14 protein-coding genes and 2 pseudogenes are annotated in these 14,848 nt (G+C 59.4%); 9 read left to right on the top strand and 7 right to left on the bottom strand.

The genetic code is table 11. From position 1 onward, the window contains the following. Window positions 1–212: 212 nt before the first annotated feature. The gene (locus tag AB6804_RS30235) at window positions 213–497 is read left to right on the top strand and encodes a hypothetical protein (protein ID WP_370889587.1); all 285 of its coding nucleotides are present in this window, start codon (window positions 213–215) and stop codon (window positions 495–497) included. A gap of 153 nt (window positions 498–650) precedes the next feature. On the opposite strand, the gene AB6804_RS30230 is transcribed toward AB6804_RS30235, so the two are convergent. The 4 genes and pseudogenes from AB6804_RS30230 to AB6804_RS30215 form a co-directional block, all read right to left on the bottom strand. Then, window positions 651–1,271: a sensor histidine kinase gene (locus AB6804_RS30230; RefSeq protein WP_370889586.1), complete on the bottom strand. Its 621-nt coding sequence runs from the start codon at window positions 1,269–1,271 to the stop codon at window positions 651–653. Window positions 1,272–1,375: 104 nt separating this feature from the next. Continuing rightward, window positions 1,376–2,131 (bottom strand): IS21-like element IS408 family helper ATPase IstB, encoded by a 756-nt coding sequence (gene istB / locus AB6804_RS30225; RefSeq protein ID WP_370889585.1) that lies wholly within the window; start codon window positions 2,129–2,131, stop codon window positions 1,376–1,378. Between the two features lie 16 nt (window positions 2,132–2,147). Then, window positions 2,148–2,795 (bottom strand): annotated as a pseudogene (locus AB6804_RS30220) (IS21 family transposase); the annotation flags it as partial. A gap of 117 nt (window positions 2,796–2,912) precedes the next feature. After that, the gene (locus AB6804_RS30215; RefSeq protein WP_370889584.1) at window positions 2,913–3,107 is read right to left on the bottom strand and encodes a transposase; all 195 of its coding nucleotides are present in this window, start codon (window positions 3,105–3,107) and stop codon (window positions 2,913–2,915) included. Between the two features lie 446 nt (window positions 3,108–3,553). On the opposite strand from AB6804_RS30215, the gene AB6804_RS30210 reads away from it, so the two are divergent. Further along, a complete protein-coding gene (locus AB6804_RS30210) occupies window positions 3,554–3,850 on the top strand; it encodes a DUF4148 domain-containing protein (RefSeq protein WP_370889583.1) in 297 nt (98 codons plus the stop codon). Window positions 3,851–4,240: 390 nt separating this feature from the next. On the opposite strand, the gene AB6804_RS30205 is transcribed toward AB6804_RS30210, so the two are convergent. Together AB6804_RS30205 and AB6804_RS30200 are read right to left on the bottom strand one after the other, a co-directional pair. Continuing rightward, entirely contained in the window at window positions 4,241–4,471 is a 231-nt protein-coding gene (locus tag AB6804_RS30205; RefSeq protein WP_370889582.1) for a DUF3460 family protein, read from the bottom strand. A 499-nt stretch (window positions 4,472–4,970) separates the two neighbouring features. Then, entirely contained in the window at window positions 4,971–5,282 is a 312-nt protein-coding gene (locus tag AB6804_RS30200; RefSeq protein ID WP_370889581.1) for a DUF2244 domain-containing protein, read from the bottom strand. On the opposite strand from AB6804_RS30200, the pseudogene AB6804_RS30195 reads away from it, so the two are divergent. From AB6804_RS30195 to AB6804_RS30180, 4 genes and pseudogenes are all read left to right on the top strand, one after another. Further along, window positions 5,267–5,461: pseudogene (locus AB6804_RS30195) on the top strand (cytochrome c oxidase subunit I); the annotation flags it as partial. The gene AB6804_RS30200 and the pseudogene AB6804_RS30195 overlap by 16 nt on opposite strands. 1,083 nt (window positions 5,462–6,544) lie before the next feature. Next, window positions 6,545–6,901: a hypothetical protein gene (locus AB6804_RS30190; protein WP_370889580.1), complete on the top strand. Its 357-nt coding sequence runs from the start codon at window positions 6,545–6,547 to the stop codon at window positions 6,899–6,901. Between the two features lie 1,260 nt (window positions 6,902–8,161). Beyond that, window positions 8,162–8,458, top strand: a complete 297-nt coding sequence (locus AB6804_RS30185; protein ID WP_370889579.1) for a DUF6723 family protein — start codon at window positions 8,162–8,164, stop codon at window positions 8,456–8,458. Window positions 8,459–8,788: 330 nt separating this feature from the next. Further along, the gene (locus AB6804_RS30180; protein WP_370889578.1) at window positions 8,789–9,019 is read left to right on the top strand and encodes a putative zinc-binding metallopeptidase; all 231 of its coding nucleotides are present in this window, start codon (window positions 8,789–8,791) and stop codon (window positions 9,017–9,019) included. A gap of 167 nt (window positions 9,020–9,186) precedes the next feature. Here AB6804_RS30180 and AB6804_RS30175 read toward each other — a convergent pair whose 3' ends face one another. Continuing rightward, window positions 9,187–10,236 (bottom strand): alpha-E domain-containing protein, encoded by a 1,050-nt coding sequence (locus AB6804_RS30175; protein ID WP_370889577.1) that lies wholly within the window; start codon window positions 10,234–10,236, stop codon window positions 9,187–9,189. Between the two features lie 2,374 nt (window positions 10,237–12,610). On the opposite strand from AB6804_RS30175, the gene AB6804_RS30170 reads away from it, so the two are divergent. From AB6804_RS30170 to AB6804_RS30160, 3 genes are all read left to right on the top strand, one after another. Further along, a complete protein-coding gene (locus tag AB6804_RS30170) occupies window positions 12,611–12,907 on the top strand; it encodes a hypothetical protein (RefSeq protein WP_370889576.1) in 297 nt (98 codons plus the stop codon). Window positions 12,908–12,978: 71 nt separating this feature from the next. Then, a complete protein-coding gene (locus AB6804_RS30165) occupies window positions 12,979–14,088 on the top strand; it encodes a patatin-like phospholipase family protein (RefSeq protein WP_370889575.1) in 1,110 nt (369 codons plus the stop codon). Between the two features lie 4 nt (window positions 14,089–14,092). Then, entirely contained in the window at window positions 14,093–14,611 is a 519-nt protein-coding gene (locus AB6804_RS30160) for a hypothetical protein (RefSeq protein ID WP_370889574.1), read from the top strand. Window positions 14,612–14,848: the final 237 nt, after the last annotated feature.

The raw sequence follows: 14,848 nt of genomic DNA, 5'->3' as shown, positions 1-14,848 counted from the left end.
TGCAAAATCTTTCCATCCAGTCTACGTCACGCCTGTCGCATGCTTCCGAAACGAATTGTGCAGACGCTCCTTAACGCATACTCGTGAGTGCGGCTCGTGTTCGGCTTGCAGTACAGCTCAAATCAGCGAAGTCAGGAAACTCGCCCATTATTTAAGAGCGTGTCTTAGCGTAAAGTGACCTGTACACGGAAGGACTGCCGAGGGCGCGCGAGATGAAACGAAGTTACGCATACAAGGCATTCGCGATCGTTGTAGAGACTGATCCAGTCGTCCTTCCGTCAGACAACGCTAAACTGCGGGCGCCTGATGGCTTCTTCGCTGTCGTGCAAATTACGACCGAACAAGGCTCGCCCATCACATCGCCGGTACGGCTCTCGGGACTCGGCGAGCGCCCCTTTGCTACGGAGGCTGAAGCGCTCATGAGCGGACATACAGCCGGCCAGCGATTGATCGACGATCTGGCTGAAGACGAGCAAAACCCCGGGTCTGATTTCTAGAGCCTGTACCACGTCCTACTTCTCATCGAACAGTGCTCCTATTGGCGCCGATTTCCGCTTTGAGGAAACGCGCCGGAGCTGCCGTTCCAGTATGTACCGACCGCTTGCGGTATTGGCGTCGTGGGAAAAAAGCCAGTTGCGGAGTTTAATGGTTCAGCGGCCCGTCCTGCCCGGCTCAATTTGAGGATGCGGAAAACGGGGGATGCGGGCGGTGAGCACCGTCCCTTTCTCATCCGAAGCCACGCCCACAGTGCCGTCATGCGCCTGCGCGATGCACTTGCAGATATAGAGCCCGAGTCCCATGCCACGGGAGGCTCTTCGGTGCTCCGGCGACGGACCGGCCCGCGTCAAGGGGTCAAACAGTGTCGGCAGCGCATCAACTGGAATCGGCGCACCTCCGTTAGCGACCGCAAGCGTTATCTGCTCGCCGTCGCCCGCAGCCGTGACGGTAACCGTCCCTGCGCCGTGCTGAACCGCGTTCGTGAGCAGGTTGACGAGTAACTGACTCATGCGGGCACCGTCCCAGACGCCCGCAAGCTCCCCGCTGCCTTGAAATTCGATCCGCGCGTCGGGAAACGCAGCGCACACTTCATCGACCGCGGCCTCGCAAATGCGCCGCATATTTTGTTGCGTGAGCTCGACCGGAAGTGCATCTCCCAGGCGCGTTCGGGTAAAGGTGAACAGGTCGTCGATCAACTGCTTTAACCGCATGGCGCTGCGTTGCACGCTTGCGCCCGCTTTGACGCTCCTTGCCGACAGGTGCTCATCACGCATCAGAACCTCTGTTGCGGATTTCGGCGATGGTGATCAGTCGTTCCGGCGAACATGATCAGTCTGGAGGGTGGTGTTGCGCGGTCAATGGATTATAGCGACGGTGATCACGATCGGGCGTCAACGGGCTCGGGTTTCGTTTTCTTTCTCATCGAATCGCCCTTGACCGGAAGCTTGTGAGCCTGATGCACGAGCCGGTCGAGAATCGCATCGGCGAGCGTGGGGTCCTGCAGCCACGCATGCCAGTGTTCGAGGGGCAGCTGGCTGGTGATCACTGTCGAGCGCGTACCGACGCGATCATCAAGTACTTCGAGCAGATCGTTGCGCGCGGCCTGATCGAGATCCTGCAACCCCCAGTCGTCAAGAATCAGCACATCGATCTTCGCGAATTGCGCGAGCCGACGTGTGAAGCTGCCGTCGCCGTGCGCGATCTTCAGTTCCTCGAACAGTCGCGCGACGCGCACATAAAGCACCGAGAAGCCTTGACGGCACGCCTGCTGGCCGAACGCGCATGCGAGCCAAGTCTTGCCCGCACCCGTGGGGCCGGTCAGGATCAGGTTCTGCGCATTGCGCACCCAGTCGCAGCCGGCGAGCGTGGCGACGATGCGCTGGTCCAGCCCACGACTTTGCCGGTATTCAATGTCCTCGATGCAGGCCTGTGGGTTCTTGAGCTTCGCCGCGCGCAGCAAACGTTCGAGTCGCCGCGTATCGCGCCAAGCCATCTCGCGATCTACGAGCATGCCCACGCGCTCCTCGAACGACAGGCTGGTGCTGGCCGTGAGCGTCGACTGTTCCTCGAACGCGCGGGCCATGCCGTCCAGTTTGAGAGCCTTCAGTTGGGTAAGGGTGTGCTGCATCAACATCGTGATCTCCTTCGGGTCAATGGTAGTAGTCCGGACCGCGCACGTTCTCGTGCTCGGGCGAGCGCCATTCGGTGAGCGGAATCGGGAGCGAGGGCTGCAGGTCAAGCCCCGCGTCCAGGATCGACAGCACGGAGCGGCGCGTGGGCGAGCCGATCTTCAATGCGCGCTGGCACGCGGCTTCGAGACGGTGTTTGCCGTACTTACGCGCCAGCGAGAGCAAACCAAGACAGGCGCGATAGCCCATCTCAGGGTGGGGCTTGTTGGTCAGCAAATGCCGCACGACAGCCTCGGCGCCGGGGCCGACGGATGCACCCCAATTGAGCAAGCGTCCCGGCGTCCATTCCATGTGCGCGCGATGCGCGGCCGGCATGTGTTCGGCGATGGTCGTGTGTTTGCCTTTGAGGCGCGAGCGTGCGTGCGCAGCGACACGCTTGCCGCCATACAGGATCTCAACGCCGTGGCGTGTGATGCGCGCCCAGACCTCCTGCCGTACGAGGCTGTGCGGGACGCTGTAATAGTGGCCGCCGACATCCACGTGGTAATCGATGTTCACACGGCACTTCTGGAAGGTGGCGATCTCATAGCGCCGCACGGGCAACGGGCGCAGTACGGGCTGGTCCAGCCGTTCGAACCATTCACGACGGTTGCCTTCGAGCCGCTTGAACATCTCCGAAACCCAGCGTGCTCGAACCAGAACTCGACCAAAACTAACAAGGAAATCTACAATCGACACCGCGCAACGCCCGACCTTGCCAAACGGTCACGTTCCCGAAATCGGCGGTCACGTTCGCCGAAATACGCAATAGCCACTGCGTGTCTCGGTCCGCTCGTTGGGCGATGCCCCCAGCAGCTCGGTCATCTCCGCTTCCAGCACTTCCTGAAGCGCATCCTTCATGAGCGCCTTCATCAGGTCGCCGTCGCCGGCAACCAGCGCTTCCACTGGCGGCCGGTTCGTACTACGCTTGGTCGTGGCCATGGTGCAAGCCCTCCCGAAGGCAGGTTGACGAACTCGACACTCATCAACTTACACCACGGCCACTTCCTCAGCATTTTCCCGCCAGCAGCTTTTTGCACACTTCTCGGTACGTTACCCAGCGACAGCACCGGTGCACTTCGACCGCACTTCAACTTCGCTGGGCGCCTTCCAGTATCGCTGGTCTCGGGTCTCGCGGCCACCTATTAAACCAGCTCATATTGCCGGCTTGGATATCCAAAACTTGAATGTTCCATCATGGAGCGGAACGATGCTGCGCTCAATGAGAGAGGCTCTGTCGTATTTTCCCGCAGCCCGACCCCTTCATACGCTGACGCTCTCACATCGGCCCTCCGTACGGCATCTCGGTGGGCGGCAGAGCGGTAAAAGACTGGGCCGATCGACAGCAACCGGCACAAGCCAACCCAAGGTATGGGGATTGCCAATGGATGAGCTGCTACGTTCCCTCACTAACTGGAGACGTGATGCGTGATAGCAAATTCATCCGCCCGCTCGAAGCAGCGCTCACGGCTGCTGCGACTCTATGCTTTGTCGCGGCTTGTACAACTGGCGGAGACGACTCGACGCGCGCACACGTGCAGGCGGAGCTCGCGACGTATCGCTGCGCCGGATTCGATCCCGTCGCCGACGAAATTACTTATCCGGCTGACGTTGAGAGAGCTGAAGCCCGCGTCGCCGCGGGAGAAGGCTGCCTTGCTGATCATCATCCGCCGACTCGCCCATGACGAGGCGGCCCATTTCAACAAGCAAAGGACGGGCGAGAGCAATGTCGCCGTCGTTGAAGTGAGCTAACGTCGTTAACGCGTTGGTACGGACTATGGCCATAGTTGAACGCAAACAACCACATCGCGTTCAGCGGTCACCGCGCTTATCAAGTGCGCCCGCCTAGCCCGATAATCCTTCGAAGACCCACACAAGTACGCTGTAGCGAGGTCGGGCTTGCGCGAACGCACCGAGCGAGGCGTCGAACGTGGCGCCGGGCGCCCGTCGCAGCAGCCCTCATCATGAAGGAACGGCGTTGTCGCTGCGGTGTTATACCAATGTCGGACGAACGTTCCGGACGCGCAGTGCGCGCATAACCCCGAGGTGGGCCGTCGCTACGGGGCTACTAGCCGTCATGAATCGTTGTTACTGAAGTAGACGTAAGACGGCTGACGCATTGTGTTCTCCTTGCCGGCCGAGTCGCCCGAATCGGGCAGTTGAGGTATCTTGTCCCACAACAAAGCGCGGCCAAGCATTTGAGTGCGGTCGATTTCCGGGTGGTCAGTTTTCAGCCGGTTTAGGAACTGCTCGAACTCCGACACATACAAGTCGGTTTTGCCCGCGCTTTTTCCAAAGACTCCCATCTTCGTTCTCCTTGCTTTAAGCGCACACCATGCAACCCCGAGGCTCATCAAACCGGGCCCGCAAGCGAAAGCATCCGAGTTCGGGTTTTTCAAGGTCGGCGCAAACTACCTCAACACCTCTCCGCCACCGGACAATTCGCTGTGGTTGCCGTCGAATGAGGGCTGTTGACTTCTGCTCCGTCGACCGGGTGGAGTAAGCGACTGTCTTTTCGTGGTAGCCCCCGCGCCGCTTCCGCGACACAGGCATACGCAGCAGAATCTTCCTCGGTCAAGCCAGCACCCGGCGGGACCGTCCAGATTGAAAACGGACAAGTCTAGGCCGCTTCTAGTGACGTGTGCCATATCAATGAAAAATCCAAAAAGCGCGCTGCGAAGTCACGAATGCCAACAGTGCTCCCGATCTCTTCGGAGACTAACGCGGGCGTTCCGACGCAGGAGTGCCTGGTAGCTACATAACGGGAGCGCTCGCCATGAAATTCCGTTCCGGCCACCCTTGCCATCACGCCCGAGCCATAGCAACCTTGCATGGCGCCAATTGCGCAAACTCTGTCATGAACCGCGAAACGTTCCCCTGATGGGCGTACCTCCCTATTTGCAATGTATGACCGAACGAACGCACGGAAACAGGCGTCACGCCGCTTCCCCCAGACACCGACACCACTGTCCAACGCAGATTGAATGCGTATGCCTGCTTTCGGCGTCCACGAAAGGCTTCGATGATCAGCATGTCGTCTTCGAGAACTACCACCTCTCCATCCAGCGCATGCAAAGCAAAGTTGTCTGGTTGAGCTACTTTTAACCATCGGTGCATTCGTCTTCGGACTCGCGCAAGTCTATTTTCTGCTCGCAATAGCCCTTCCAACGTATTTAGGTAGCACGAGCACGCGGCCGGTCGGCGAGTCGCCGTGGGATGGCGCTCAGGGCCTGGAATGGACTGTGCCGAGCCCTGCTCCTTACCATACCTTCGAGGCCCCGCCAAACGTCATGTGAAGGAGCGTCAAAGCGAACCTGCCGCCCTGGAGATGTTGTTCTCGACGACTGTCAGGATCCGCGGATATCGACTCTCCTCGAAGAATGGAAGCATAGTAGTTTTTGCTGCGTTGACCGCAAATACCGACTCTATTTCCGCTACTGCACTGTGGCGTCGGAGGGCTCGTGTTTTGCCTAAACGGGTTACTGAAACGCGATGTGCTTCGAACTCCACTAGGCATCCCTTAGGATTTGCAACGGAGCGAACCGATGACGTGTTGCAAAGGTTGCCCGGCGTTTTGGGCCGCCTTCAGGGGCGTCATGACGCGGACTCTAACAACCGGGGGATCATCTAATCTGTCCAAGACGCTAAAGGGGCCGGTGAGGAGCGTTAGTAGTTCTGCAGAGCATGACTGTCCGTATAGGAAATCAAGCCACTAGGAATGTCAATTGCGGCTCAGGTGGCCAATCCCCTTCCACGCCATTGGTCTGAGTCGGTGTGGACTTAGCCCGTCCTAGGTCTAGGCGGGCTTTTTCTTTTCATTTGCTGCGCAGAAAAAAAGCGGTCGTTTCACGTTCCTCGGCATAAACCCGAAATTCCCTCGGATGGGGCGGACCGGTCGCACACACGATCTGCGGCGATTCCATGGACGCTGCGGGCCGTTGCGGTTGTCGCGGAGCGCTTCCCCTGCGTCTGGAACCGCACTCCCTCTCCGCACCGTGAAGCTCCGGTGTGATTGACTTCTTAAATAGGAGCGCCCATCTTCATGGCACGCCAAGCCAGGCGGGACGCAGTTCGGACTCTTCCGCGTCGCGTGGCCTGCCCCGCGCCCATGCCGCTCGATGAACTGCAAGCAGGTCTAGCGTGAGCCGACCGCAGTCCACCGCAGATAGCGCGAGGCCGATCGACCTAGCATTGTCACCTCCCGGAAAAAGCTTAACGAACAGCGTGACGTTCCGATATCCGGACGTATCAAGCTTCGCCTGGTACTGACACGGAGCGACAACGTCTTCGTCCGGAAGAAGTTGCGCGGCATCTCGGGGCCGTATCGCACGGCGTTGAATAAGTGCTTGCCAGCGTGCTTCGCCGTTAGGGAAATAGCGTTGAACCTCTACCGCATCCGTCCGCTGAAGCCGCAGTGTCTGAAGGCAGCGCTCCAAAAGATCCTGTTCAAGGGGGCGAAGGACAGCCAGGTCGAGCGGGTACGTGAAGCCGTTATAAAGTCCCGCAAGGAACTGTGCGACGAACCCAGCCTGTGGCGAATCGCCCTCGGCGACAGTCAGCAAATGCCAAAGCGCGTCCAAGCCCGCGTCCCTATCCTGGGCGCGCATCTCCGCCGCGCGTTGCGCGGGTGGAGTCGCCCCATATGCATTTGCCATGAACGTCTCGACGGTCTGGGCAAGGGCTTCCCGCAGATGATCGGGAACCTGGAAAGTGATTGGTCTGTAGCCCGGCTCTGACTCGTGTGCCACGATCGTCTCGATATACAGTCGGCATAAACTTTAGCTCGCGGTCGTAAGCCGGGCGTCGCCACGGCAAACGCATGTCATTTGTTGGCCCCGCAATGGCTGGTCCCAGGTAGCGCAACCGTTCGTATGCGCGCAAAGACAACAGTATCGATGCCGCCCCTAGCCGCAATGAAGGCGGCGTCCTTCGACCGACGGCAGCGCGCACGCGCGGGCGCCAGAAATACGAACGAGACCGCCGCAGCCGGACATGCCGAAGGCGAGCAGCCGAAGACATGGCGGCTGGGACCTGTCCGCAAGGACGGCGAACCGGCGCAGGACGGTCGTCCTGTTTGGTGTGAAATACGCAAGCAGAAACTCGCCGCCTGAATCCGACCGTCACGATGTGCCGTACACACTCTTGACGTATGCTCTCGCCGCCATGACACAACTCGCTATTCGCGCGCGCTCCTTCAACGCCTCGCCCGACTCCTCGTTCTGAATGGGGCGACCCGATTCCCATGCATGCTTGTCTCCCTCGTCGCCTTGTCATTTGCCTTCCACGATGGCAGGCGTAACGAGGCTCACATGCCCCTCCTTGCTGGCAGATGATCACTGAATCTCCGTCTGCCGTCTTGCGCCGTCCCAGTCGCATATGGCACGGGCCTGACCTATGTCTCGGGAGTCGCCGGCTAGATCGCTACATCGTTGTTGTTGCCCGACGTTTCTCCGAGACACTGGCACACCATCTTCGAAAACCGTCTTGGGGGGTATGGCGTCTGCAGCATGCCATTCGGACGGACGTTCGCGCTGTCGTGTCTCCGGTCGTCCGATCGGTTGCGTTGCTTTGCCTGCCCTGGTCTGGCCTGGCACGACAATAGCAATGACTTCTCCGAAAGGGCTCCGGATTCGTTGCAAACGCTTAGTCTCGATGAGGACGGTCACTCAATGTCTCTTTCGGAGCTCGGAGTTTTCGCCAATGAGGAAAGTGCACGAAGGGTTATGGTGTCGTCGGCGACCGCATTCATCCCGACGACGATCTCCCCGTCCCACCCGGTGCGACCATGTGCTCCCTAGCAGGCTCAAATTGGGGACCGGCGCAGTCGGTGACGTGCAAGACACGGTTGATCGAACGGCCCCCGGCGCATCGATCATTCGGTACCAGTGAGGCGTCGACCGTTCGAGTAGCGGCGAACCGACGTACAGCTTCGGTCGCCGCCACATGACCGGAGTGACCCATACCCTAGCAACTTGCAACCACCAGGTAGTCTGGCCATGACCGCGCTAAATGGAAAGCGACCCAAATTGATACTATTCCCCACCCGGGACGTCCCGCCGGCACCAGGCGCTAGTGAAGATGATTTCATCATCTATGCGTCGTCGCGCGGTAGCGCTGCGAGTGGCTACTACGGTACTTTGAAAGTCGTCAGAAAAACAGACGGTCGATTATTGTTTCCATTCGAAGGCGCTGAGACACTAGGTCCCTTCTCATCGAAGGCCGTCGCGATTGCCGCTGCCCAAGACAAAGGAAAGCAAGTCGTTGCGAATGATCTTGCTTACCCCGAGCTTTGAGGACCATGCGTACTGCCGCTGAGGCCCGCTCGCCGCGATAATCCGCTGTAACGGCGGTACAGTCGTGGGCCTCGCGACGGCCCTGCTCGCAGACCGCGAATCAAGGTCGATTGCTCATGCGTGAAGCCCCAAGGTGGGTGCGTTGACCCTACGGTGGTGCGGACGGGCATCGCGTCTTGCAAGGGTCCACGCTTGTTGCTCTCGACGACAAAAAGAGTCCGAGTGCTTCTGGGAGAGCGCCGACCGATGTGCAGCGACTTCGGCATGTCAACCTCCTTCGATTAAGTTCCCCGCGATATATGCATACGCCGCTCCAAGCCCTTGACATCCATGACATCGTCGGCTCCGTGCAGCGACTGTCCCGCAATGCTCGAACGCTACTACAAGGATTGCTTGCACCCGACGGGGCCGACGTATGCATCCAGCGCATACACCTCGTTGCATCCGTGGGAAGACTTGGCCGATACACGGGCGGCTTACCTGGTATCGGGCACCCATACCACCATCCAGCGCTCGCATGCTCTCGGTCGAAAACGCGCACCAGCAGAAACTCATCGATGAGACACCGTCGACCAGAGCGCGTTCATGACTCTCACGAGTCGTCGGTTCCCCCCGCGTGTACACGGAACAGCTCAAGCCGCAACCATGGTGTGCATATAACTGCCCGTTCGCGCTCGTGGTCCCCGTGATCGACAAGCTGCGCTCCGGTGCAACGGTTCCGGGGACGACTACGCGCTGGGAACGCATTTGCTCAAAGGCGCTTTGCGATTGAGGTGTGATCCCGCCGTCCGTTCCGGAGGTTCCGACCGCGCTTGCGTCTGGCGCATCCCAGGTGCACCTGGCAGCAGGAACTCGCGCCCGATATGGCTCGCCAGTTCATTCACGCGCGCGACAAAACTTCGAAGATACTTGTGCAGGCCGCCTCCCAGGATCGCGACGATGTCACCGCGTTTCAGTTCGACGCTCAACTGCGCAGCGAGTCGTGCGGCGTACGAATCACGGCGTCCCTTCGTCAGGTGAGCCATGACTTCCTCCATTTCCGATAGGCTGGAGGCCATCGAGCGTGGCCAGTCGCGATAGAGAATCAGCAGGGCCGCGACGCGCTGCGGCGTAACGACATCCCGATAGACCCGCCGATAAGCCTCCAAGCCGGAAACGCACCCCAGCACCGCCGTCAAGTGGTAGTAATCAAAATGCTCCACGGGAGTATCGGCGCACTGCTCAATCATCTCGAGCTTGACGTCGAGGATACGGGCGGTGTTGTCGGCCCGCTCGATCGAGGCACCAAGCAGCATGAAATAAAATGCGTCGTCCCTGACGAGCGTGCCGCACTGCACGCCACGCGACAAATGCGAGCGAGACTTGACCCACTCGAAAAACGCAAGTGGCTCACGGTCAAGAATGCCATCCGCCAGCATGCGCTCGCAGTCCAGCCACGTCATATTGAGCGTCTCCCATAGCTCGCTATTGGTCGAGCCGCGAACTGCACGCGCATTCTCGCGGGCAGCCCGCACGCAACTGCGAATGGACGAGGGATTGGTCGTGTCGCGCGACATGAAGTCGATGACGTTGCGGCTGTTTATGCCGTCGTGCCGGGCAGCATACGGGCCGTTCAACTCAAATATCGACAGCACTGCACGCCAGCCAAGTTCCGCGTACTGATCGGAGTGCGGCAACAGCAAGAGCTGATAATTTGCCTCGAGCACGCGCGCGGTATTTTCGGCGCGTTCTGTGTACCGAGTCATCCATAAGAGATGATCGGCGGTGCGGCTAAGCATGGCTTTTCTCGCTTAAAAGTAAACCTAATGTGTAAAGACGCTTGGCATTTGCGTTCCAACACGCAGCGCTCCGCAGTGCGGCCCCTTGCGATCCGTTTTCGCAACCGAACACTCGCAGATGCACCTCGCATTACCCAAAGGCATTTTTCCACTCTGCTACGCCGCGATAGCACGAGTGGATACAGATCGGACCGCCAAGGTGGGACCCGGCCTTCAACGCAGTGCTTTGAGGAGCGCACGCAGGTCTGCCAATTGCGCCGCCGTCGACGGGCATCCGATTAACACGCCGTTTCGTCTCGCCGCATCCGTTTCTCTGACACAACGTGAGGAAGATGGGGGAGCCAGTACTACATACCCCTCTGTGGTTGAAGCTCACAGGTGTAGCAACGTTGTCGAGCATTAGCTTTTCGCCCACATATAACGCGCCATGTCCAGGACATACAAACGACGGCTCTGCGTTCGACCGAGGAAGCAATGTACGCGGGCTCGACGGTGCACTCAAGCGCGCTGCGTTGTCGCCCGGGCATCTCCGCTGCTAGCGTGCGCGCCTGTCCGTATGAGCACTATGTAGAAACACATAAAAGCCAGCTATCGCAAGACCAACTGCGAGCGCAACGCCGAACATGAGCATGACGACAAGTGCCCCTCTGTTCGTCCAAGGTGTTGCAGCAGCGCCCATGGCGGCCACATTTTGGCTCGTCGCTGTAACGTATATCGCGCCCATATTCATTTCGATCCAGATGCAGTAAGTGTTCCGGTGATGGCGCTGCATTTGCCATTCCAGCCCCCGAAGTTGACTCGCTCGCTTTGTGCGCAGAAACGCTCAGCAGCACACAGTGATCGCCGCCTTTGCGGCGCGGGACGAATGCGAGAGTCGAGCTCACGCTGTGGTGGCAGGGTTCGATACTTATTGCTGGAATGGACAAACGCCCGAGTCTGTCTGGACCTTTTACGTCGCTTGGCTCGATAACTGCCTCGGTTAATGTTCGACGACTTATGCCGGAGACCGCTCATGGTAGGTCGGCCCGGGCCGACCTTCCGGCACGCTGAGGCCAGCGAAATGCTCAGAGATTCCTGCCTCCTCGTTGGCAATGAACGGCTACGCAAACCCGCTTGTTGCTCAAGCCATTGCGATGCCGCCCTTTGTGACCGCTGGGGCCAGGCAGAGTAAGACGCCATCGCAGGTGTAGAACGCAGCGGCCGGTATCGCTACGGCGCAGGAGGCCTGAAGGTTTGGCCCGCAATGCACGTGAACGACGCCTCATGGCCGCACGAAGCCAATTGCGGCGGGCAGTCCTCCATACTTGCGGTGATCAATCAGCTTCGCGACAGCCATGAGTGCCCGTTAAGTATGCGGCGCGAACTTCGCGATTCGCCGTATCACCGCAGTCCGGCAGTGTCTAAGAACGCATGTCGGGCGCTGAGGTCACAGGCAACTATGATTTCGGTTCATCCCCGATCAGAAGCGTTGCCGCATATCCGAGCTATCGTTGTACTTGCCATCTCAGCATCGGACGCGTCGTGTTCGGCAATATCACGCATGTCCCGCCAGCGCCGAGATCGTCACTCAAACTAAAAATGTCACTTCTTGAATTCTTCTCGAAGGCGTCCGTGTTCGGAGGTGAAAAATTGCATTCACTGGCAGCGCAATAAAGTGTCAATTTGCAGATCTGCGCATCAAATGTCAATTTACCTCACCACCAAACTCGCCCATCGCGTTACGTCCTACCGGCGTCCGTTGCTCGAGCAAGCTGCTGCTCGAGGCAAACCCGAAAGTGATTAGCTTCTGCGAGCGACCCGGATATGTTCCGATCGAACGGAAACCGCCGTCTTGCCAATTTCTGGGTGCGTTTCGTGATCGTGAAAGAATTGGATATGCTAGTCGAAGAATCCAGCAACTCCGATGCAGAGGCGTTCCGACGCGATCTTGACGCCGCATCTCACGTCCGACTTGTTGCATCGGGTGAGCTCGCTGCGGCGCGTGTTTGGACAGACGACTGGCAACGCATCCCCCCCGGACCGGGTCACGGGAAGCGCGAAGTCGTCCGGATTCGCGTCGAGCAAGATTGAGCGAAAAATGCAGCGAGACATAAAAGCGTTCTTCCATGATTACCGGTCGGCACAGGAAGAAGGCCTGAGTGCGATCGTAGTGGCTTCTTCGCGGCTCTGCAAAGCGCGCGTTTATCGGCCTCTCTGCGTCGTCAGTTCGAAAACCGAATCGAGGACTTTCATGCACTAACTCCTCCCTCGGCTCAACCAATATGAGCGGCGTGCCGGGCGCTCCGGATTTTCCGCGCGCGCCAGCCAGCACGGGAGACAAGGCTCATTTGGAACAGTCCTTGCGCGAGTCGGAGAAAAACGAAAGGAGGCAAACATGGCATTCGGCACAAGCCCGCCGAGAAGGTACCAGACTTCAGGCATCTACAAGGTCGTTAAGGAAGGCGCCGGCGGATCGGGTTTCGAGGTGACCTGCGTCGAGGGCGAGCATTTTCCGCCGAACCGAAGCGGCAAAGGCGCTCACTACGAACTCGTCCGTGCTGTGACGCATTCGCACAAGCACAGCGAGCTCGGGAGCGGCGACCAACTTCAAACGGGCATCGTGGACGCACGACGCAGCGTTTTTTGCTTGTCTTCGGCTCAACGTGCATGCCAAGTAACGTCATTTCTGTAGCTCGATCACTCGCGCACCTTTCGCCGCGGGCGCACAGCGTGCCGCGGCACCGCATCCGCCACGGAGCATCAATGACCGAGCAAGACACCCAACCAGGCAAGCCCAGGCGCATTGCACTCACAATGCAGGGCGGCGGCGCCATTGGGGCGTTTCAGGCCGGCGTGCTTGAGACGTTGCACGAGGCGAACCTTGAACTCGACGCGTGTTGCGGATCGTCAATCGGCGCCATTAACGCCGCGATTTACTTCGGCAATACGCCGTCGCGTCGGATTGACCGCTTGAGGGAGTTCTACGATCGCGTCTCGGTGCCGGGCACAGCGATCCGCGACCAGATGCTGGCTTTTAACGGCGCAAGGATGTTAGGAGGTGACGACTTTCGCCGTGTGCTCGCCGAAGCCGACCAGGGTTATGCGATGGCCGCAGGACTTCCCGGCTTTTTCACCCGCCGATCGGCGGTGCCATGGACCAACGGCACCGGCGCGCCGGAACTGGCCAGCATCATGGATCTTGCGCCGCTCTATCTAACGCTTGAGCGCGTGTGCGACTTCGAAGCACTCAATCGAAGCAGTGCGCACGTGAGCGTCGTCGCGACAAACGTGCAGACTGGCAAGGTGCACTATTTCGATAATCGCGGCGGCGAGCTCCTTATACCGATGATCGTTGCCTCCGGTAGCTTGCCGCCGTGGTTCGCCCCAGTCCAAATCAACGATGAGTGGTTCTGGGACGGCTCGCTGGTTTCAGCGGCGCCCCTGCACCATCTCGTTGAGGCCGCCCCGGCAGACGTCGAGACAACCATTCTCCGGGCGGACCTATGGGCTCCGGACGGCCAAGTGCCGGACAACGTGAGCGATGCGGAGATCCGTCAAAAGAATATTGAGCACGGGAGCCGGGCCGCCGCATACCATGAGGCGTTAGATGAGTCACGCCATTTGAAATCGCTACTCGCCTATGCGCTGGACTGCATCGATCCTGCGCGACGCCAGTCGGATCCGCAACTGATGAATGCCGCTGCGCTCGCCAGCATGAAGCCGATCTGCATCGTTCCCATGGACTATGAGGCTTCGCAACGGGGGTCGCACTTCAAGGACGGGCAATTCAGCCCCGCAGCCATTAAGACGCACTGGGGTTACGGGCGAGAGGCGGCCAAAGCCGCGCTCGAGCGGATGAACGGTACGGCGTGACGCAATGAGCCAAGCCGACCACGCCGCGCCGGCCAACGTCTTACAACGGTCAAAACTGCGCATTGTCGTCAGCAGAGTGAGCGTGACTCCTGGCATGCCGGCCATGGCAATGTTCGTGCTGAATAACCCGTGCGACTGCGACTTCCAGGTCGTCAGCAGCGCCTTCGAGATCAAGCGCACGCCCATCGGCGCACGCCACTCCTTGCCAAAAGCCGGATGGGGTTACGCGGTGACCGACGCCGTAAAGCCCGGCACGTTGCTCCCGGCGGGCAGCGAACTATGGGCGACCTGTGAGGCCGACACGCGCACGACATTCCACGGAGCCGTTCCAGCGACCGCGCCATCAGCCCTTGCGCCGCATTACTACTTCTCTGGCCGGCTGCTCTACCGCCGCTTTCGCGGTGAACTGATTGAGACCAGTCTGTATCGTAGGCTCTCCTATCCGGAACTCGAGTGCTCAATCGTTGAGCCGAGCGATGCTGGACTGAACAAGGAAGGCGTCGTCGTGTTCTCCACTGCATGATCCAAGGCCAATACGCGGAGGCGCGGCTTCACAAGGCATGGCGATTGCCAGGTGCAAAAGGATCTCACCACGTATCGCTGCGCCGGATTCGATCCGGTCGCCGACGAGATTACCTATCCGAGCGACGGGTCCTGAAGACAGCCCCTGGAATTGCTAATTTTCTGGCTCTTTTGAAAACGGAGTGGGTAACGGCCTTCAGCGGGCATGCGAGTTGAAGGCGGAGAAGTCCAGTTTGCC

The organism is Caballeronia sp. RCC_10, assembly GCF_041360715.1.
Taxonomy (GTDB): domain Bacteria; phylum Pseudomonadota; class Gammaproteobacteria; order Burkholderiales; family Burkholderiaceae; genus Caballeronia; species Caballeronia grimmiae.
Note: the sequence above shows the minus strand (reverse complement) of the source record. Positions and strands in the feature narration are given on the sequence as shown.

Coding starts and splice junctions, on each gene's coding strand:
- AB6804_RS30235 (WP_370889587.1), top strand. CDS start 213: ATGAAACGAAGTTACGCATACAAGGCATTCGCGATCGTTGTAGAGACT.
- AB6804_RS30230 (WP_370889586.1), bottom strand. CDS start 1,271: ATGCGTGATGAGCACCTGTCGGCAAGGAGCGTCAAAGCGGGCGCAAGC.
- istB (WP_370889585.1), bottom strand. CDS start 2,131: ATGTTGATGCAGCACACCCTTACCCAACTGAAGGCTCTCAAACTGGAC.
- AB6804_RS30215 (WP_370889584.1), bottom strand. CDS start 3,107: ATGGCCACGACCAAGCGTAGTACGAACCGGCCGCCAGTGGAAGCGCTG.
- AB6804_RS30210 (WP_370889583.1), top strand. CDS start 3,554: ATGAGCTGCTACGTTCCCTCACTAACTGGAGACGTGATGCGTGATAGC.
- AB6804_RS30205 (WP_370889582.1), bottom strand. CDS start 4,471: ATGGGAGTCTTTGGAAAAAGCGCGGGCAAAACCGACTTGTATGTGTCG.
- AB6804_RS30200 (WP_370889581.1), bottom strand. CDS start 5,282: ATGCACCGATGGTTAAAAGTAGCTCAACCAGACAACTTTGCTTTGCAT.
- AB6804_RS30185 (WP_370889579.1), top strand. CDS start 8,162: ATGACCGCGCTAAATGGAAAGCGACCCAAATTGATACTATTCCCCACC.
- AB6804_RS30180 (WP_370889578.1), top strand. CDS start 8,789: ATGACATCGTCGGCTCCGTGCAGCGACTGTCCCGCAATGCTCGAACGC.
- AB6804_RS30175 (WP_370889577.1), bottom strand. CDS start 10,236: ATGCTTAGCCGCACCGCCGATCATCTCTTATGGATGACTCGGTACACA.
- AB6804_RS30170 (WP_370889576.1), top strand. CDS start 12,611: ATGGCATTCGGCACAAGCCCGCCGAGAAGGTACCAGACTTCAGGCATC.
- AB6804_RS30165 (WP_370889575.1), top strand. CDS start 12,979: ATGACCGAGCAAGACACCCAACCAGGCAAGCCCAGGCGCATTGCACTC.
- AB6804_RS30160 (WP_370889574.1), top strand. CDS start 14,093: ATGAGCCAAGCCGACCACGCCGCGCCGGCCAACGTCTTACAACGGTCA.